We start from the raw sequence: 17,463 nt of genomic DNA on the forward strand, positions 1-17,463 counted from the left end.
GGGCCGCCATCTTCTTACCGTTCGTTTCTCCCGCGCGCGTCGGCGCGTGTCTCAACCGCGCAAGCCTTCTTCGATATCGACGAGCGAGCCGCAACGCGCCGGGTCGTAACCTTCCAGATGCGCCACGCTGTCGTTGAACGCGTCGCTGCGTAGCACGCGCAATACGGTGGCAAGCCGCGCCTCGTTGAGCCGCGCGCGTTCGCATGCGAAGAAGTAGTCCTCGTCGATGATCGGAATGAAGTCGAGCGCGAAGTGCTGCGCGGCGGGCTGCACGCCAAAGCCCAAGTCGGCCATGCCGCTCGCGACGAACGCGGCGATGGCCGAATGCGTGAGTTCGGTGGTCGCGTAACCGTTGATCTGATCGGGATCGACACCGACGCCGCGCAAGGACAAATCGAGCAGCATGCGCGTGCCCGAGCCCGGCTGACGATTCACGAAGCGCACGTCGCTGCGCGCGAGATCGCGCAGTCCCGTCACGCGCTTTGGGTTGCCCTTCGGCACGAAGAGGCCCTGCGTGCGCCGCGTGAGCCGAATGAGTTGATGCTTGCCCGCATCGAGATAAGGACGATAGCTCTCCGCACACGTCGCGCGAAACGGGCCGATCGGCAGATGAAATCCCGCCAGTTCGCACTCGCCGCGAGCCAGCGCACTCACGGCTTCGTAACTTTCGCGGTATTTGATGTCCACCGGCACGCGCTGTTCGCCGAGCGCGTGCACGAGCGTCGCGACCGCGTAGCCGTGCGAAGCATGAATGCGCACTTGTGCAAGACCACTGGCGAGTTTGCGATTGAGTTCATTGGCGACATCGCTTGCGACGGATTGCAACGGCGTTTCGAGCCGGTCGCCGCAAACGCGCTGCGCGCGCAACACGGACTCGCCAAGTTCCGACAAGACCGACCCGCGTCCGCGCGATTTTCGGATCAGCGCGCCACCCAGCCGCGCCTCGATTTCGCGCAACAAACCCCATGCATGCCGATAGGACAAACCCTTAGCGCTCGCGGCATTCGCGATGCTGCCAGTTTGAGAGACGAGCTTCAAAAGCGGCACAACCGCGCTCAGGCTGGTCTCCCGGCCATCGGCGTCGCGAAGGATGAGTTCGGCGCGGCATTCGACATCGACCATATGCATTGCCCCTTCCTATTGCCAAGATATATCACGACGCCTATTGTTCTTTTACCTGCTCGGTGCTTACGATTATATGATCGAAATATGCACTAATAAAACATATACCGAGCGTTGGAGGAGCCCCATGACACACACGCAGCCGTTGTCCGCCGCTGCCGCTGAAGACCTCGTGCGCCGCCATGCCGTGCACGACGCCACCTTGATGACCATCCTGCATGCCATCCAGGACGAAACCGGCTTCGTGCCGGAAGAAGTCGTCGCGCCGCTGGCGCGCGTCCTGTCGCTGTCGCGTGCGGAGGTTCACGGCACGATCACGTACTACCATCACTTTCGAAGTGCGCCGCCCGCGCGCGTGACCGTGCAGTTGTGCCGCGCGGAAGCGTGCCGCAGCATGGGCACCGAAGCGCTGAAGGATCACATCGAAGGGCATACCGGATGCCGTTTCGACAGCGGTCATACCGAAGGCACCGAGCTCGAATCGGTGTATTGCCTCGGCCAATGCGCGCTGTCGCCGTCGATGATGATCAACGGCGAGATTCACGCGCGCGTCACGCCGCAGAAGTTCGACCGTCTATACAAGGCAGCGAGCGAACAAAGCCAGAAGACAGAGGTGACGGCATGACGCGCATCTACGTTCCCTGCGATTCCGCCGCGCTCGCATTGGGCGCGGACGGCATCGCGAAGGCCATCGAAAGCGAAGCGGACAAGCGCGGCATCGACGTGCAGATCGTGCGCAACGGTTCGCGCGGCCTCTTCTATCTCGAACCGCTCGTCGAAGTGGAAACGCCGCAAGGGCGCATCGGTTATTCGAATGTCGATGAAGACGATATCGCCGCCCTCTTCGATGCCTCTTTCCACGAAGGCGGCGTCCACGCGAAGAACGTCGGCCTGGTGGACGACATTCCGTACCTCAAGAAGCAGCAGCGGCTGACGTTCGCGCGCATCGGTATCACGGACCCGCTTTCTATCGACGATTACACCGCGCTCGGCGGACTCGCGGGCCTGCGCCAAGTGCTCGACATGAACGGCGACGCGGTGTGCGAAGCGCTCGTCGATTCCGGCCTGCGCGGACGCGGCGGCGCGGCATTCCCCGCCGGCATCAAATGGAAGACCGTGCGCGGCGCGTATGCGGACCAGAAGTACATCGTCTGCAATGCGGATGAAGGCGACTCCGGCACCTTCTCCGACCGCCTCGTCATGGAGAGCGATCCGTTCATGCTGATCGAAGGCATGATCATCGCGGGCGTGGCGACGGGCGCGACCAAGGGCTACATCTACGTGCGCAGCGAGTATCCGCATGCCATCGCCACCCTGAATCGGGCGATCGAGCGCGCGCGCGATGCCGGCTGGCTAGGCGCGAGCGTGCTCGGCACCTCGCATGCGTTCGACCTGTACGTGGCGAAAGGCGCGGGCGCGTATGTCTGCGGCGAGGAAACGGCGTTGCTCGAATCGCTCGAAGGCAAGCGCGGCATCGTGCGCGCGAAGCCGCCGGTGCCCGCGCTCGTCGGTTTGTACGGCAGGCCAACTGTCATCAACAACGTCATCACGCTCGCCACCGTGCCGATCATCTTTGCGAAAGGCGCGGCGTTTTATCGCGACTTCGGCATGGGACGCTCGCGCGGCACGCTACCCTTCCAGCTCGCGGGCAACGTCAAGCAAGGCGGACTCGTCGAACTCGCGTTCGGTGTGAGCCTGCGCGAACTGATACATGAATACGGCGGCGGCACGGCGAGCGGCCGTCCGGCGCGCGCGGTGCAGGTGGGCGGTCCGCTCGGCACGTATCTGCCGGAAAGCCAGTGGGATATTCCGCTCGACTACGAGGAATACGCAAAGGTCGGCGCAGTGGTCGGCCACGGCGGTCTCGTGATCCACGACGACACCTCGAACCTCGCCGAACTGGCGCAATACGCGATGCACTTCTGCGCGCTCGAATCGTGCGGCAAGTGCACGCCGTGCCGCATCGGCTCGACGCGCGGTGAAGAGGTCATCGGCAAGATTCGCGACGGCGATACGTCGGTGAAACAGATCACGCTGCTGCGCGAACTGTGCGACACCATGGTCGCCGGCTCGCTCTGCGCAATGGGCGGCATGACGCCGTTCCCGGTGCTGTCCGCGCTCGATCACTTTCCCGAAGATTTCGGGCTGCCCCGCACGCCCGCCCGAAAAGCGGCCTAAAGCAAGGGAGACAAGAACATGTCCAACACCATCAACGACTGCGGCTCGGGCAATTGCGCATGCAAGAGCGCGGCCTCGGTTCAGCGCCGCGACCCGTTCGACGAAACCGATTACGGCACGCCGCTGCGTCACGCGGATATCGACGTGACGCTGGAAATCGATGGCCAGGCGGTCACGGTGCCGGCGGGAACGTCGGTGATGCGCGCGTCCATCGAAGCGGGCATCAACGTGCCCAAGCTCTGCGCCACGGATTCGCTCGAACCGTGGGGTTCGTGCCGCCTGTGTCTCGTCGAGATCGAGGGCAAGCGCGGCTATCCGGCTTCGTGCACGACGCCCGTGGAAGCCGGCATGAAGGTCCGCACGCAGACCGACCGGCTGCAGTCGCTGCGCCGCAACGTGATGGAACTCTACATTTCCGATCACCCGCTCGATTGCCTCACCTGTCCCGCCAACGGCGATTGCGAACTGCAGGACATGGCGGGCGTGGTCGGCTTGCGCGAAGTGCGTTATGGCTACGAAGGCGCGAACCATCTGAAGGACAAGAAGGACGAATCGAATCCGTACTTCACTTACGATCCGTCGAAGTGCATCGTCTGCAATCGCTGCGTGCGCGCGTGCGAGGAAACGCAAGGGACGTTCGCGCTGACCATCGCCGGGCGTGGTTTCGAATCGCGCGTGGCGGCAAGCGAAAACGTGCCGTTCATGGAGTCGGAGTGCGTGTCGTGCGGCGCGTGCGTCGCCGCGTGCCCGACCGCGACCCTGCAGGAAAAGACCGTCATCATGCTCGGTCAGGCGGAGCATTCGGCCATCACGACGTGTGCGTATTGCGGCGTCGGCTGCTCGCTCAAGGCCGAGATGAAAGGCAACACCGTCGTGCGCATGACGCCGAACAAGAACGGCCAGGCCAACGAAGGCCACGCGTGCGTGAAGGGCCGCTTCGCGTGGGGCTATGCCACGCACAAGGATCGCATCAAGAAGCCGATGATCCGCGCGAAGATCACCGACCCGTGGCGCGAAGTGTCGTGGGACGAAGCGATCAACTACGCGGCAAGCGAATTCCGCCGCATTCAGGACAAGTACGGGCGCGATTCCATCGGCGGTATCACCTCGTCGCGCTGTACCAACGAGGAAACCTATCTCGTGCAGAAGCTCGTGCGCGCGGCGTTCGGCAACAACAACGTCGATACCTGCGCGCGCGTCTGCCATTCGCCGACCGGCTACGGCCTCAAGTCCACGCTCGGCGAATCGGCGGGTACGCAGACGTTCGCGTCGGTCGAGAAATCCGACGTCATCGTCGTGATCGGCGCGAATCCCACGGACGGCCATCCGGTCTTCGGCTCGCGGCTGAAGCGGCGCGTGCGTGAAGGCGCGCAACTGATCGTGATCGACCCGCGCCGCATCGATATCGTCGATACGCCGCACGTGAAGGCATCGCATCATCTGCAATTGCGGCCGGGCACCAACGTCGCGATGGTCAACGCGCTCGCGCATACCATCGTGACCGAAGGACTGGTCGATGAACCCTTCGTCGCCGCACGCTGCGAAACGCGCGCGTTCCAGCAATGGCGCGATTTCGTCTCGCTCGAAGAGAACTCGCCCGAAGCAATGGAAGCCGTCACGGGCGTGCCTGCGAAGCTCGTGCGCGAAGCCGCGCGCGCCTACGCGAACTGCGGCAACGGCGCGATCTACTACGGTCTCGGCGTGACCGAACACGCGCAAGGCTCGACCACGGTCATGGGCATCGCCAACCTGGCGATGGTTACGGGCAACGTGGGCCGCGAAGGCGTCGGCGTGAATCCGTTGCGCGGACAGAACAACGTGCAGGGTTCGTGCGACATGGGCTCGTTCCCGCACGAGTTGCCGGGCTATCGGCATATCAGCGATGCCGCGACGCGCGCCCTCTTCGAGGAAGCCTGGGATGTGAAGCTGCAGCCGGAACCGGGTCTGCGCATTCCGAACATGTTCGATGCCGCCGCGCACGGCACCTTCATGGGCCTCTATTGTCAGGGCGAGGATATCGTCCAGTCGGACCCGAACACGCAGCACGTCGCCGACGCGCTCTCGGCGATGGAATGCATCGTCGTGCAGGACATCTTCCTGAACGAAACGGCGAAGTACGCGCACGTTCTGCTGCCAGGCTCGACGTTCCTCGAAAAGGACGGCACCTTCACCAACGCCGAACGCCGCATCTCGCGCGTGCGCAAGGTCATGCCGCCGCTGCCTGGTCTGGGCGACTGGGAAGTGACCATCAAGCTCGCGCGCGCACTTGGCTACGAGATGAACTACACGCATCCGTCCGAGATCATGGACGAGATCGCGCGACTCACGCCCACGTTTCACGGCGTGTCCTACGAGAAGCTCGACGAGCTCGGCAGCATTCAGTGGCCGTGCAACGAGCGTGCGCCGGAAGGCACGCCGACCATGCATATCGACGAATTCGTGCGCGGCAAGGGACGCTTCGTCATAACCAAGTTCGTGGCGACGCCGGAAAAGGTCACGCGCAGATATCCGTTGCTGCTGACGACCGGGCGCATTCTGTCGCAGTACAACGTCGGCGCGCAGACGCGTCGCACCGAGAACTCGCAGTGGCACGACGAGGACCGTCTGGAGATTCATCCGGTCGATGCGGAAGATCGCGGCATCAAGACGGGCGACTGGGTTGGTATCGAATCGCGTGCGGGACAAACCGTGCTGCGCGCGAAGATCACCGAGCGCATGCAGCCGGGCGTCGTCTACACGACCTTCCACTTCCCGGAATCCGGCGCGAACGTGATCACCACGGACTCGTCGGACTGGGCCACCAACTGTCCTGAATACAAGGTCACGGCGGTGCAGGTCATGCCGGTGGAACAACCGTCGCAATGGCAAAAGGAATATTCGCGCTTCAACACGCAGCAGCTCGAACTGCTCAACATGCGCGATGTCGCGGCGACTACGGGGAAATGACGCATGGACGTGGATAACCTGATCGACATGGCGAACCGCATCGGCGAGTTTTTCGATTCGATGCCGGATCGCCCCGAGGCCGTCGATGGCGTGGCGGATCACATACGCCGCTTCTGGGAACCGCGCATGCGGCTCGCGATTCTTGCCGCACTCGACAATCCGGAGGCGAGCGCGTCGATGCTGCCAATTTTGCGCGAGGCATTGACCGCGCATAAGGACGATCTTCAGCCGAAAGTGCCGGCTTAACCTAAGCGATGGCGTCGTACCGACGCCCTGCCCGCTTTCACGAGCGGCAGGGCGTTTTTCGTTTTACTCGCGATACTCGTGCACGGGTGGCTCGTTGTTATCCGCGCCCTGTGCGCTGAACCACGTCTCGCAGTGGCGCAGCAACGAGTGGACGTCCGAAGGCGCCCGCCCGCGCGCCGCGATATAACCATCCGGCCGCACGAGATAGAACGCGGGACGCGTGCGCCCGTAATTGTCGGTGAGCGAAGTCGCACCTTCGCCTTGTGTATCGGTGATACGCCATACGCGCACGGCATTCGGCATGAGCGCTTCGATGGAGCGCACGAGGCCGTCGAGATCGGGATCGCGCATCGCGTGCGCCACGGTGATGGTCGCCGGCGCCAGCGCGATGTCGTCCTCGCCCGACGGGTTCAGCAGCAGGAACAGCGAGAAGCAGCCCGGATCGTGCAGGTCGTAGAGACAGCCGACGCCGGGCAAGCGGCCGAGCGGGCCATCGACGACATGCACGCGTGCATCGGGCGCGCGTTCGCCGGCGCGCGGACCGCCATCGAGTAGACGTTCCAGCGTGAGCGGGCTCTTGCGATAGTTGATCGAAAGCTCGCTCACCGTGCGCCGCATGGCATCGCGCAACGGGCCGATAGCGGCGAGCATCGGCATGACGTGATCGCGCATGAGCTTCATCGGGCCGTGTTCCGCGCCCGCCATCTGCAACAGCATGTTCGACTGACGCAGCACGTCGCGCTCGATCGGATGCCGTTCCGCGTGATAGCTGTCGAGCAGGCGTTCGGGTGCACCGCCCGCGAGCATGCGCGCGAGTTTCCAGCCGAGATTGAACGCTTCCTGAATGCCCGTGTTCATGCCTTGCGCGCCTGCGGGGCTATGAACGTGAGCGGCGTCGCCCGCAAGGAAAATGCGCTCCACGCGCAGACGATCCACCATGCGGCTATTGACATGAAAGTACGCCGACCACGTGAGATCCGACAGCGTGACGCGATGATGCACGCGCCGCTCGACGATCGCGCGGCATTCCTCGATGGTGGGCCCTGCCTTCTCCTTGTCGTCGACGGGCGCGGGCAAGTCGGCGATGAGACGCGCGCGGCCATCGCTCATCGGAAAGAGCGCGGCGAGGCCTTCGCCCGACGCGAAGATATGGAGTTCGTCGTCGGGCCAGTCGGAATCGGCTTGCAGGTCGGCGAGCAGGAAGGTCTGGTCGAACGTCTTGCCGTCGAAGCCGATTTCCAGCCGATGCCGCACGAAGCTATGCGCGCCATCGGCGGCGATCATGTAGGACGGGCGCAGGATCTCATCGCGGCCATTGGCGTGCCGCAAGGTGGCTTGCACGCCCGCCGCGCCCTGATTGAAATCGACTAGTTCGACGCCGCGCTCGATCGTCACGCCCTGGCTTTCGAGATGCCCGGCAAGCAGGCGTTCGGTTTCGGATTGATCGAGAAACAGCAGATAGGGATAGCGCGTCTGCAGCGGATCGAAGTCGAGCCGCGCGAGGCGCTGACCGTTCGAATAGAGGTTCGCCACCCGTGAGCGGTGCCCGCGTTCGAGAAACGGCTCGACTACGCGATGCTGTTCCAGCAGTTCGAGCGTGCGCGCCTGAATGCCGATGGCGCGTGAATACGGCGAGCGCTCGTGCGCGCGGTCGATGAGCCGCACGGGAATATGCGCGCGCGAAAGGCTCATGGCGGCGGCGAGTCCCGTGGGACCGGCGCCGACGATCAGAACGGGCGCGACATCCAGCTTGTCGTTCGGATTCAGCTTTGGCGCAAACATGCGGTCCTCCCTGAAACGTCACGTTGTCGAGTGTACGCCGTGGCCGCGCCTCGGTGGACCTGGGCGCCGACCTCGGCGCACACGCGCGGCCGTGCCTTCAATGCGCGTGCGCGCGTTCCTGCTGCAGTACGCACTCGTGGCAGCTCATGCCGAGTTCCACTTGCAAGGTCGAATGATGCATCGAGTAGTCGCTTCGCAAGGTGGTCACGACGCCCTGCACGAAGGCATCGCCGGGATGGCCTTGCGGCATCACGAGATGCACGGTGAGCGCGTTCTCCGTGGTGGACAGCGCCCACACGTGCAGGTCGTGCACGTTACGCACGCCGGGCAAGCGCGTCAGATAGCCTTCGATACGCGCCAGATCCACGCTCGGCGGCACGGCTGCCATGGCAAGGCGCATCGCGTCGCGCCCGAGGCCCCACGTACCATAGACGATCACCGCGACCACGACGATGCTCATCACCGGATCGAGCCAGCTCATGCCCGTGAAGAGGATGACGAGGCCGCTCACGGCGACGGCGGCGGAGATCGCGGCATCGGCGGCCATGTGCAGGAAGGCGCCGCGCACGTTGAGGTCCTCCTTGCTGCCGCGCATGAAGAGCCACGCCGAGAAGCCGTTGACGACCATGCCGAGCGTCGCGACGATGAATACGTCGAGTCCCGCGACGGGCGCCGGATTCAACAGACGCTGGACGGCTTCGAGCACGATCGCGCCGCACGCGAAAAGCAGAAGCGCGGCATTGGCAAGCGAGGCGAGTATCGACGAACTTCCGAGGCCGAAGGTATAGCGCGCGCTCGGCCGGCGCGTGCCGAGCCATACCGCGCCCCACGCAAGCAAGAGACCGAGCACGTCGGAGAGATTGTGACCGGCGTCGGCGAGCAGCGCGGTGGAATGCGCGAGGAAGCCGTAGACGGCCTGCACGATCACGATCAGCACGTTCAGGCCGACTGCCAGCGCGAACGTGCGCCCTTGTCCGGCCTGCGGCGCGTGATGGTGATGATGTCCTCCCGCGCCGTGGTCGTGACCTTTGTGGTCGTGACCGGCGTGGTCGTGACCTTTGTGGTCGTGACCTTTGTGGTCGTGACCGGCGTGGTCGTCGCCGGCATGCTCATGACCGGCGTGGTCATGTCCCGCGTGATCGTGGTCTTCGTGGTCGTGCTGCATTTGCTTGTTCATCGTGGTGCCCGTGATTCGTTCGATCAGTCGATATCCGTCGCGTCCTGCGGCTGCGGCTCGGCAATGTGTTCCAGCAATTCGCCGAGCATCCCGCTGATATGGCGATCCGCCGCCACGTAAAAAACCTGCTTGCCCTGCCGCTCGGCCCGCACGATCCGCGCCGCGCGCAGGAGCCGCAAGTGATGGCTCACGAGCGAACCCGACAACCCGAGCCCCTCCGCGATCGCGCCCACCGCGCGCCTTTCAGCGACACACGCGAGCACGATGCGCAAGCGCGTCGGGTCGCCAAGCAAGCGAAACAGGTCGGCAAGCGGTACGACGCGGTCATCTGAAGTGATGCCGCCAGCAGGATTCAGTGGAGTCGAAGCCACGACTTGATCGTCAACATATGAATAGGTGTTCACATGTTAAGGACCATCGACGCGACATGTCAACCGTACAGGCGGAAATCGCTCGGGCCAGTGTGGGAAAATACGTGTGTTTTGCACAAACTTCCCGTCATGGACACCGTATTTGCCCGCGGCTTCGCGGCCCATCGTGACGGCCGCCTGACCGAGGCGGAGCGCGACTATCAGGCCGCGCTCGCCGCCGAACCCCTTCACGTCGACGCGCTCCACTACCTCGGCGTGCTGCGCCATCAACAAGGCCAGCACGAGGAAGCGGCTTCTCTCGTGCGCCGCGCGGTAGACCTGCGTCCGACCGATGCCGGTCTGCAACTCAACCTGGGCAACGCGCTCAAGGCGCTCGGCCGTATCGACGACGCTATCGAGCGTTTTCGTAACGCGCTCACGCTCGAACCGGGCTTTCCACTCGCGCAGTACAACCTCGGCAACGCGTACACGGCGGTCGGCCGCCATGAAGACGCCGCCGATGCCTTCGAGAAAGCGCTGCGTCTGCAGCCACGAGACGCCGCCGCGTGGAACAACTTCGGCAACGCGCTGGCGTCGCTTGATCGTCATGCGGATGCCGCGCGCGCGTTTCGCCGCGCGCTCGATTTACGGCCGCGCCACGCGGGCGCGCACAACAATCTCGGCATGGCGCTCAATGCACTCGGCGACTCGGTCGGCGCGGTCGCGCATTTTCGCGCGGCCATCGACGCGGAGCCGAATTACGTCGCCGCGCATTTCAACCTGGGCAATCTGCTCGACAAGACCGGGCACCCCGAAGAAGCGCTGCCCGCGCTGCACAAGACGCTCAGCTTGCAGCCGCGCTTTGCCCCGGCGCACTTCGGACTTGGCCACGTGCTTGCCAAGCTCAATCGCCACCACGAAGCGGTCGTGAGCTATGAGCGCGCGGTCGGGCTGGACCCGAAGTACGGCGTGGCGTGGCTGTGTCTCGGTAATTCGCAGCTCGCGCTCGCATCGCCCGCCGCGGCGATCCGCGCATTCGATCAGGCGTTGCGGCTCGACCCGCACATGCCCGCCGCGCATCTGAACCGTGGTCTCGCGCTACTCGCGCTCGGCGATTACGAGCGCGGCCTGCCCGCTTACGAATGGCGGCTCAAGACGCCGGGCGCCGACGACGCCCCGCCGCTGCCGCGCTGGAACGGCGAGCCGCTGCCGCAGCAGACCCTGCTCGTGCGCTCCGAACAAGGCTTCGGCGACACCCTGCAATTCGTGCGCCTCGTGGCGTTTGCGGCCAAGCGCGTCGGCAAGCTTGTGCTCGAAGTACAAGCGTCGCTGGTGCCGCTGATCGCGCCGGCGGCACACGCGGCGCGCATCGAGCTCGTCGGCAGGACGGAAGGCGTGCGCATCGTCGCCGATGCGTTCTGTCCGCTCCTCAGCCTGCCGCTCGCGCTCGGCATGACGACGCCCGAGGCGATCCCGGCGCGCACGCCCTATCTCGTGATTCCGGCCGACTATCGCCGGAAGTGGCGCGGGTCGATCGGCGGACAGGCGAAGCGCAAGATCGGCATCGCGTGGTCGGGACGGCTGCAGCCGGGCGAAACGCGCTCCATGCCGGTCGAAGCGCTCGCGCCGCTGTTGGCGCTCGAAGGCATCGACTGGGTCGTGCTGCAGCCGTTTCTCACCGAACACGAGCGCGACACATTGCGAAAGCATCCGAACGCGAAGTCGGCGCATCGCTTCGAGGGCAAGCTGGAGAATTTCGCGGATACCGCCGCCATCGTCGACCGACTCGACGCCGTGGTGTCGATCGATACCTCGATCGCGCATCTGGCCGGCGCACTCGGCAAACCGGTCATCGTCATGCTGCCGTTCGCGGCCGACTGGCGCTGGGGTATCAGCGGCGCGACATGCGTGTGGTATCCGCGCGCGCGGCTCGTGCGGCAGCAGGTGCCCGGCGACTGGCACGGCGTGGTCGAAAAGGTCGTGGCGGCACTGCGCGAGTGATGCCCGCAGGTTTCGTCGATGCAAAAAAATCCCTCGCCGCGACGAGGGATTTTTATTTCAGCCAGCTACGGACGTCAGGCTGTCTTGTACTGATTGCGCGCTTCCGGCGAGCGATACAGCACGAGCGTGGCGATCAGACCGCAGATGGCCGCGAGACCCATCCACAAGCCCGGCGCGGCCTTGTTGCCGGTCGAGTGAATCAGATAGGTCGAGATGGCAGGCGTAAAGCCGCCGATGGTCGTCGCGAGACTGTAGGCCATCGAGAAGCCGGTGGTGCGCACGTCGACCGGCATGACTTCCGTGAGCGCCACGACCATCGCGCCGTTGTAGCTACCGTAGAGGAACGACAACCACAGTTCGACGATCAGGAGCCGCCCGAACGATGGATCGGCGACGAGCCATTGCACGGCCGGATACGACGTGAGAATGGTCAGAATGGTGAAGAACAGCAACACCGGACGACGCCCGATGCGGTCCGACAACGCGCCCATGACAGGCAGCCAGACGAGGTTGGAGAGCCCGACGCATACGGTGACGACGAGTGCATCGATGGAAGACAGCTTCAGCACTTCCTTGCCGAAGGTCGGCGTGTAGGCGGTGATCATGTAAAACGACACGGTCGTCATGATGACCATGCCCATGCCCGCGAGCACGATCGGCCAGCTTGTTGCGATCGAGCGCGCGATCTCGGCCATGCCGGGACGATGCTTGCGCGCCAGGAACTCGTCCGTCTCACGCAGCGAACGGCGGATGATGAAGAGGAACGGCACGATCAGGCAGCCGATCAAAAACGGCACGCGCCAGCCCCACGCCGTCATCTGGTCGGCCGGCAGCAACTGGTTCATGACCACGCCGATGAGCGCGGCGAACACGACGGCCACTTGCTGGCTGCCCGACTGCCATGAACAATAGAAGCCCTTGTTGCCCTTGGTCGCGATCTCGGACAGATACACCGACACGCCGCCGAGCTCGACGCCCGCCGAGAAGCCCTGCAGAAGCCGCCCGAGAAGCACGATGATCGGTGCAATCGCGCCGATGGTGGCGTAGCCCGGCACTAGCGCGACGCAGGCGGTGCCGATAGCCATCAGCATCAGCGTGAGGATGAGGCCCTTGCGCCGCCCGTGATGGTCGATGTACGCGCCGAGTACGATCGCCCCGACCGGACGCATGAGGAAGCCTGCGCCGAATACGGACAGCGCGAGCATCAGCGAGGCGAACTCGTTGCCGCTCGGGAAGTAGGTTTTAGCGATGGCGGAGGCGTAATAGCCATAAACCATGAAGTCGTACATTTCAAGGAAGTTGCCGCTGACGACGCGGAAAACCGTCTTGAACTTCGATTCATTGGCGGGTGCAACGTGAGTCGTGGACATGGACTTTCTCGAATCAGGCTGAACGACGCATCGCGGTTCGCGAACCGCTTCTGGCCGTTGGCGAAGGGTTTTCGCTTGATTAGGGTTTACCCGTAATTCTTTTGTAAATTCACGAGTGCCTCAATCTTAACGCCTGCGGACGTTTCTCTGCACGCAACTTCGGTCAACATCACTCAAAAGAAGATTAACAATAGCTTACATATGCCTATCTCCAAGCCTACAAATTCAGCGATCGTTTTCAGGACCGCAACGCCGGCCGACACCGCTCTGATCGTGTCGATGCACACGCGCAGTTGGGTGGCCACCTATCGCGGCATCGTGTCGGATGTCTATCTCGATCGGGATATTCACGCCGAGCGCGCCGCGCACTGGCAAACCCGTATGCGGGAAATCGAGGCCGGCGTGGGTCGCGTGCTGATCGCCGAACATGCGGGTGAGCCGGTGGGTTTCGTATGTCTCGTCGAACCGGACGACACGGGCAGCGTGCTCGTCGACAATCTGCATGCGCTGCCGGGGCACAAAGGCCTTGGCGCCGGGACCGCGATGCTCGCCGAAGCCGCACGCTGGGCGCGCACACGTGGCGCGCGCGAACTGCACCTTTACGTGCTGGAAGACAACGCGGCGGCTATCGGCTTTTACGAGTCGCGCGGATGGACGCTCACTTCGCGTCAAGCCGACAACATGGCGGGCCTCGACCTGTTCTCGTTGCGCTACACGCTCTCTCTGGATTAAATGCGGCTCACAAGCAATGCTTCCGACATAGAAGCGGCCTTCTGTCAATAAGCATTCCTTTTAAGATCGAATCATTAGGATAAGTCTGGTCGTTTAGTTCAGTGCTGTTTCGTATGATCGCGAGTCAATCTAGCTGACCTCGGGCCGATGCCCGCACGTCCCAATCGTGCGCGCATCGGCGCATCCACCTGGAACACTCATGAACGAGCCTCTGATCGTCGTGGAAGGCAATCTACGCCTGCCAACGGTGCGCCCGCTCGCCGATCCATCGCTGAAATTCGGCCGCGAGTGGTCGCCCGCGCGCGCTCGGCCGAGTACGTCGCGCTCCGAGATTCCGCTCTACGGCGCACGGTTTAATACCAAGTACTCGCGCATGTCCGACTCGTCGGACTCGTTGCATGCGCGTTCTCCGTATCAAGCGACGAGTATCTGGGGAAAGCTCGCCAAGGGCGCCACGCGTCCTTCTACGTCGCGTATGAAAGAGCCTGCCGCACCGGTCGATGCGGCTGCGGAAAGAAAGCCCATGCGTATCGATCTGCGCACTCCGTCGCCGTTACGCAAGCGGCCTTACCGCATGGGCAGCTTTGAAAAATCCGCAATTGCCATCGCGGTTTCGGCGTTGTTCGTCTGGGTGCTGTTCGCGCATGAACAGTGGTTGGAACGAAGCGGGTCGAAGCCCCCGGTTGATGAAGCAGAACAGATGCAGATTGGACAAGCGGTGTCGCGCGACAGACCGGCGGATGCGACGCGCGTGCCCACGGTAAGTCAACCGGCGGACCCGCGCCCGGTCGACCCAACGCAGCCTGTCGCGGCGCGCGTTCTCATGGCAAGTCGGCCCGCGCATGCGCGTGAGTTAGAACCAGCGCCGGCTTCCGTACATGCCGAAGCGTCCCACACACGAACTCCTCGATACGTGAACGCGGGCGCACATCGCGCGAAGCGGGCAGCCACGAAACCGGTTATTCGATACGCGGCATCGACACATCGCGGCGCGAGCACGAAGCCCACGCAACTCACTGCGGCGCCGCGCACCACTGAGCCGCTGAACGTCGCCGCCCTCTACTCCATGCTCCAGCATTCGCCCACGCTCGACAGCAATGTCGCTTCACGTCCCGACAATGCATCGGCCAATCAGGCCCGGTGATGAATCGCTTAACTTTATCGGCATGAAGCCAACATGATCCACTTACGTTTCATTCGTCACGCAGTACTTGTCCTCGCTTTGTTCCTCTCCGGATTGCTTGCTTTTTTCGCCGATGCATCGGCTGTCACGAGCCCGGCTCCGGCTCCAAAAGCCGATCGAACAAACAGCGCACCGGCGCTATCGCCTGAAGACCTCTCCGATCTTCAGAGCGATGGCGCGTCGCCCTCCGCGAGCAACCTCGCCGAACTGCAGGACATGGTGCAGGCGGGCCGACTGACCGAGCTGCGCGTCACGCGCAATGGCAGCTATGGCGCGAGGCTCTATTTTCTGCCGCAAGAGATGCTCTATTACGTGGCGTTGTCGCAGGACTCGCATTCGTGGCGCGTCGTGAAGACGCAGGAGGAGAATCGCGCCGAATCGGTCTACGCGCAGTTCGCGCGCAAGACACATGATCTTGCCGATGGCGAGATTCGCCGTCTGCAGTTGCAGGCGCAAAAAGCGCTGCTCGACCGCGTGATCGCCGTGTCGGCGAATCGCGCGAACCGGTTATCCGCCGATCTCGCGCTCGCGCAGCAGCAGGACACGCAGGTGTCGGAACGTCAGCAACAATTGCAGGCGGAATCGGCTGCGCTGCAGAGCGACAAGCTCGAATCGGAACGCAAGCTGCGCGCATTGCAGATGCAGGTCGATCAGTTGCAGCGTGCGAGCGAAGCCGGGCTGGCTCCGGTGGGTTCGGCGCGGTGACTTTCTGATTCGGTGAGTTTGCGCGCGTGAGCGGATTTCACGGTCGCGGTACATCATCCCGACGTGCATTCTCGGCGTCACTTAGAACCAAAGTCGGTCGTCGACGACTATCACCCAAATCCGCGCTTCAACCCCAATCATGCAAAACAAAAAGGCCCGCTCATTACGAAGCGGGCCTCGATGCCAACGCACGTCCAAACCAACGCCCTAGAACCGCGTCTCCCGCGCCACGCGCAAAAACGTATCGAGCAGCGGCGTGCAATCGAGCAATTCCGATCCGCCCGCGCGATGAAACTCCGGGTGCCACTGCACGCCCACCACGAACGGCGCCTTGCGATACCGCACCGCTTCGATGATCCCATCCTGCGCCGAGACCGCCTCGACGTTGAGATCCCGCCCAAGGGACTTCACCGCTTGGTGGTGAATCGAGTTGACGATTGCATCGCGCTGATTCGGAAACATGTTGGCGAGCGTCGAGCCATCGGGAAAACGCAGCGAGTGCCGATGCTGATCGTAGTGCTCGTTCACGTGGATGCCCGCAGTCGGCACTTCGGTGGCGATATCGCCGTAGAGCGTGCCGCCGAATGCCACGTTGATGAGCTGACAGCCGCGACACACGCCGAGCACCGGCTTGCCTGACTCGATGAATTCGTGCAGCAGTTCCAGCTCATACATGTCGCGCACGCGATCGCCCGGCCACTCGGGGCGCGTCACGACCTCCTCGTAAGATTGCGGCGACACGTCCGCGCCACCCTGAAGCAGCAGCCCGTCGAGATTCTTCGCATAGTCGCGCAGCCGGATATTGCTTGGATGCAGCATGCCTTGCGTGCCAACCGTCGGAATCATGAACACGAGCACATCGCGCGACATGACCCAATGCGCGATGGATTCCTCCAGATATTGCAGCGTCTTGCCACGCAAACCCTTTGCGCCCGGCTCCGGATGAAAAATGCGCGCCGACACGCCGATCCTCAACGTGCGCTGCGTGATGCGCTGCCCTGCCCGGTCGAAAATTTGTCGCGCACGCGCGGCGATCACGCGCCCGAACACGGACCACGCCGAATCCGATTGCTTGAGATACGCAGGCGGCGCTTGCGTCGCGCCCGCTGTCTGCTGACCGGGCGGCGGCAAGGGCGGCGGATTGAGCGTGCCGAAATCCGGCGCGGCGGTGAACTCGGGCGGCAGAACGCTGGCCTTCACCGGTTGAGGTTCGGGTTCGGCTTCCGTGCCCGCGATGATGCTTTCGATATCGCTGCCCGCTTGCGCCTCGGTCGCGGCTTCGAGACTCTCGGCCAAGTTCGCTTTTGCATCGAGAGGCTTCGCGCGCACGACTGGTTCCGGCGCGACCTTGGCGTTTGCTTCGAGTGCCTCGGCCCGTCGCGCCGCTGCCTTATCGACGGGCTCAACGGTCGATGCGCTTGAAGGCGCATCCGTCGATGCCCGCTCGGTCGCGCTCGGGTCCGAACCCGGCGTGGTTGAAGTTTGAGGTGCCTGAGGTGCCTGAGGTGCCTGAGGTGCTTGCGGTGCGTGAGGTGCGCCATCTCGCGCCACGTCCGCCGCCGATGCATCCGCCCCACTTCGGCGGGCGTCGGGCGCCGCGCCGTTTGCGATGGAGCCTGAGTCGTTCGAGGTTTTGTTTTCGCTCATTCCGTTGTCCGGCGCGCGAACGCC

The 17,463-nt window shown here is 63.7% G+C and carries 14 protein-coding genes; 8 read left to right on the top strand and 6 right to left on the bottom strand.

The genetic code is table 11. The features are described from left to right. Window positions 1-51: 51 nt before the first annotated feature. Entirely contained in the window at window positions 52-1,122 is a 1,071-nt protein-coding gene (locus NCR98_RS10165) for a substrate-binding domain-containing protein (protein ID WP_250465493.1), read from the bottom strand. 127 nt (window positions 1,123-1,249) lie between these two features. On the opposite strand from NCR98_RS10165, the gene NCR98_RS10170 reads away from it, so the two are divergent. From NCR98_RS10170 to NCR98_RS10185, 4 genes are read left to right on the top strand one after another with little or no spacing between them, the layout of a single operon-like run. Further along, window positions 1,250-1,747: an NAD(P)H-dependent oxidoreductase subunit E gene (locus NCR98_RS10170; protein ID WP_250526119.1), complete on the top strand. Its 498-nt coding sequence runs from the start codon at window positions 1,250-1,252 to the stop codon at window positions 1,745-1,747. Beyond that, window positions 1,744-3,300, top strand: coding sequence for a formate dehydrogenase beta subunit (locus NCR98_RS10175; protein ID WP_250509360.1), 1,557 nt, complete (start codon window positions 1,744-1,746; stop codon window positions 3,298-3,300). The genes NCR98_RS10170 and NCR98_RS10175 overlap by 4 nt, the downstream gene beginning before the upstream one ends. Before the next feature lie 18 nt (window positions 3,301-3,318). Beyond that, entirely contained in the window at window positions 3,319-6,246 is a 2,928-nt protein-coding gene (gene fdhF / locus NCR98_RS10180; RefSeq protein ID WP_250526120.1) for a formate dehydrogenase subunit alpha, read from the top strand. A gap of 3 nt (window positions 6,247-6,249) precedes the next feature. Further along, window positions 6,250-6,492: a formate dehydrogenase subunit delta gene (locus NCR98_RS10185; RefSeq protein WP_250526121.1), complete on the top strand. Its 243-nt coding sequence runs from the start codon at window positions 6,250-6,252 to the stop codon at window positions 6,490-6,492. A gap of 63 nt (window positions 6,493-6,555) precedes the next feature. Here the strand turns inward: NCR98_RS10185 and NCR98_RS10190 are convergent, their stop codons facing one another. The 3 genes from NCR98_RS10190 to NCR98_RS10200 form a co-directional block, all read right to left on the bottom strand. Then, a complete protein-coding gene (locus NCR98_RS10190; RefSeq protein WP_250526122.1) occupies window positions 6,556-8,274 on the bottom strand; it encodes an FAD-dependent monooxygenase in 1,719 nt (572 codons plus the stop codon). 97 nt (window positions 8,275-8,371) lie between these two features. Next, window positions 8,372-9,451 carry a cation diffusion facilitator family transporter gene (locus tag NCR98_RS10195; protein WP_250526123.1) on the bottom strand — a complete coding sequence of 360 codons (1,080 nt, stop codon included), beginning with the start codon at window positions 9,449-9,451 and terminating at the stop codon, window positions 8,372-8,374. Window positions 9,452-9,474: 23 nt separating this feature from the next. Further along, window positions 9,475-9,822: an ArsR/SmtB family transcription factor gene (locus tag NCR98_RS10200; protein WP_244825944.1), complete on the bottom strand. Its 348-nt coding sequence runs from the start codon at window positions 9,820-9,822 to the stop codon at window positions 9,475-9,477. A 129-nt stretch (window positions 9,823-9,951) separates the two neighbouring features. Between NCR98_RS10200 and NCR98_RS10205 the strand changes: the two genes are divergently transcribed. After that, entirely contained in the window at window positions 9,952-11,802 is a 1,851-nt protein-coding gene (locus NCR98_RS10205; protein WP_250526124.1) for a tetratricopeptide repeat protein, read from the top strand. Between the two features lie 74 nt (window positions 11,803-11,876). Here the strand turns inward: NCR98_RS10205 and NCR98_RS10210 are convergent, their stop codons facing one another. Next, on the bottom strand, window positions 11,877-13,172 hold the full coding sequence (locus NCR98_RS10210; RefSeq protein ID WP_244825947.1) for an MFS transporter: 1,296 nt from the start codon (window positions 13,170-13,172) through the stop codon (window positions 11,877-11,879). A 201-nt stretch (window positions 13,173-13,373) separates the two neighbouring features. Here NCR98_RS10210 and NCR98_RS10215 point away from each other — a divergent pair, with 201 nt between their 5' ends. The 3 genes from NCR98_RS10215 (at window position 13,374) to NCR98_RS10225 (ending at window position 15,792) form a co-directional block, all read left to right on the top strand. Beyond that, on the top strand, window positions 13,374-13,904 hold the full coding sequence (locus NCR98_RS10215) for a GNAT family N-acetyltransferase (RefSeq protein WP_284503816.1): 531 nt from the start codon (window positions 13,374-13,376) through the stop codon (window positions 13,902-13,904). Between the two features lie 199 nt (window positions 13,905-14,103). Next, on the top strand, window positions 14,104-15,048 hold the full coding sequence (locus NCR98_RS10220; RefSeq protein WP_250526126.1) for a hypothetical protein: 945 nt from the start codon (window positions 14,104-14,106) through the stop codon (window positions 15,046-15,048). Window positions 15,049-15,081: 33 nt separating this feature from the next. After that, on the top strand, window positions 15,082-15,792 hold the full coding sequence (locus NCR98_RS10225; protein ID WP_250526127.1) for a DUF2968 domain-containing protein: 711 nt from the start codon (window positions 15,082-15,084) through the stop codon (window positions 15,790-15,792). A 207-nt stretch (window positions 15,793-15,999) separates the two neighbouring features. Here NCR98_RS10225 and NCR98_RS10230 read toward each other — a convergent pair whose 3' ends face one another. After that, window positions 16,000-17,439, bottom strand: coding sequence for a gamma-glutamyl-gamma-aminobutyrate hydrolase family protein (locus NCR98_RS10230; RefSeq protein WP_250526128.1), 1,440 nt, complete (start codon window positions 17,437-17,439; stop codon window positions 16,000-16,002). Between the last annotated feature and the right edge of the window lie 24 nt (window positions 17,440-17,463).

Source organism: Caballeronia sp. GAWG2-1 (assembly GCF_023631405.1).
Classification (GTDB): domain Bacteria; phylum Pseudomonadota; class Gammaproteobacteria; order Burkholderiales; family Burkholderiaceae; genus Caballeronia.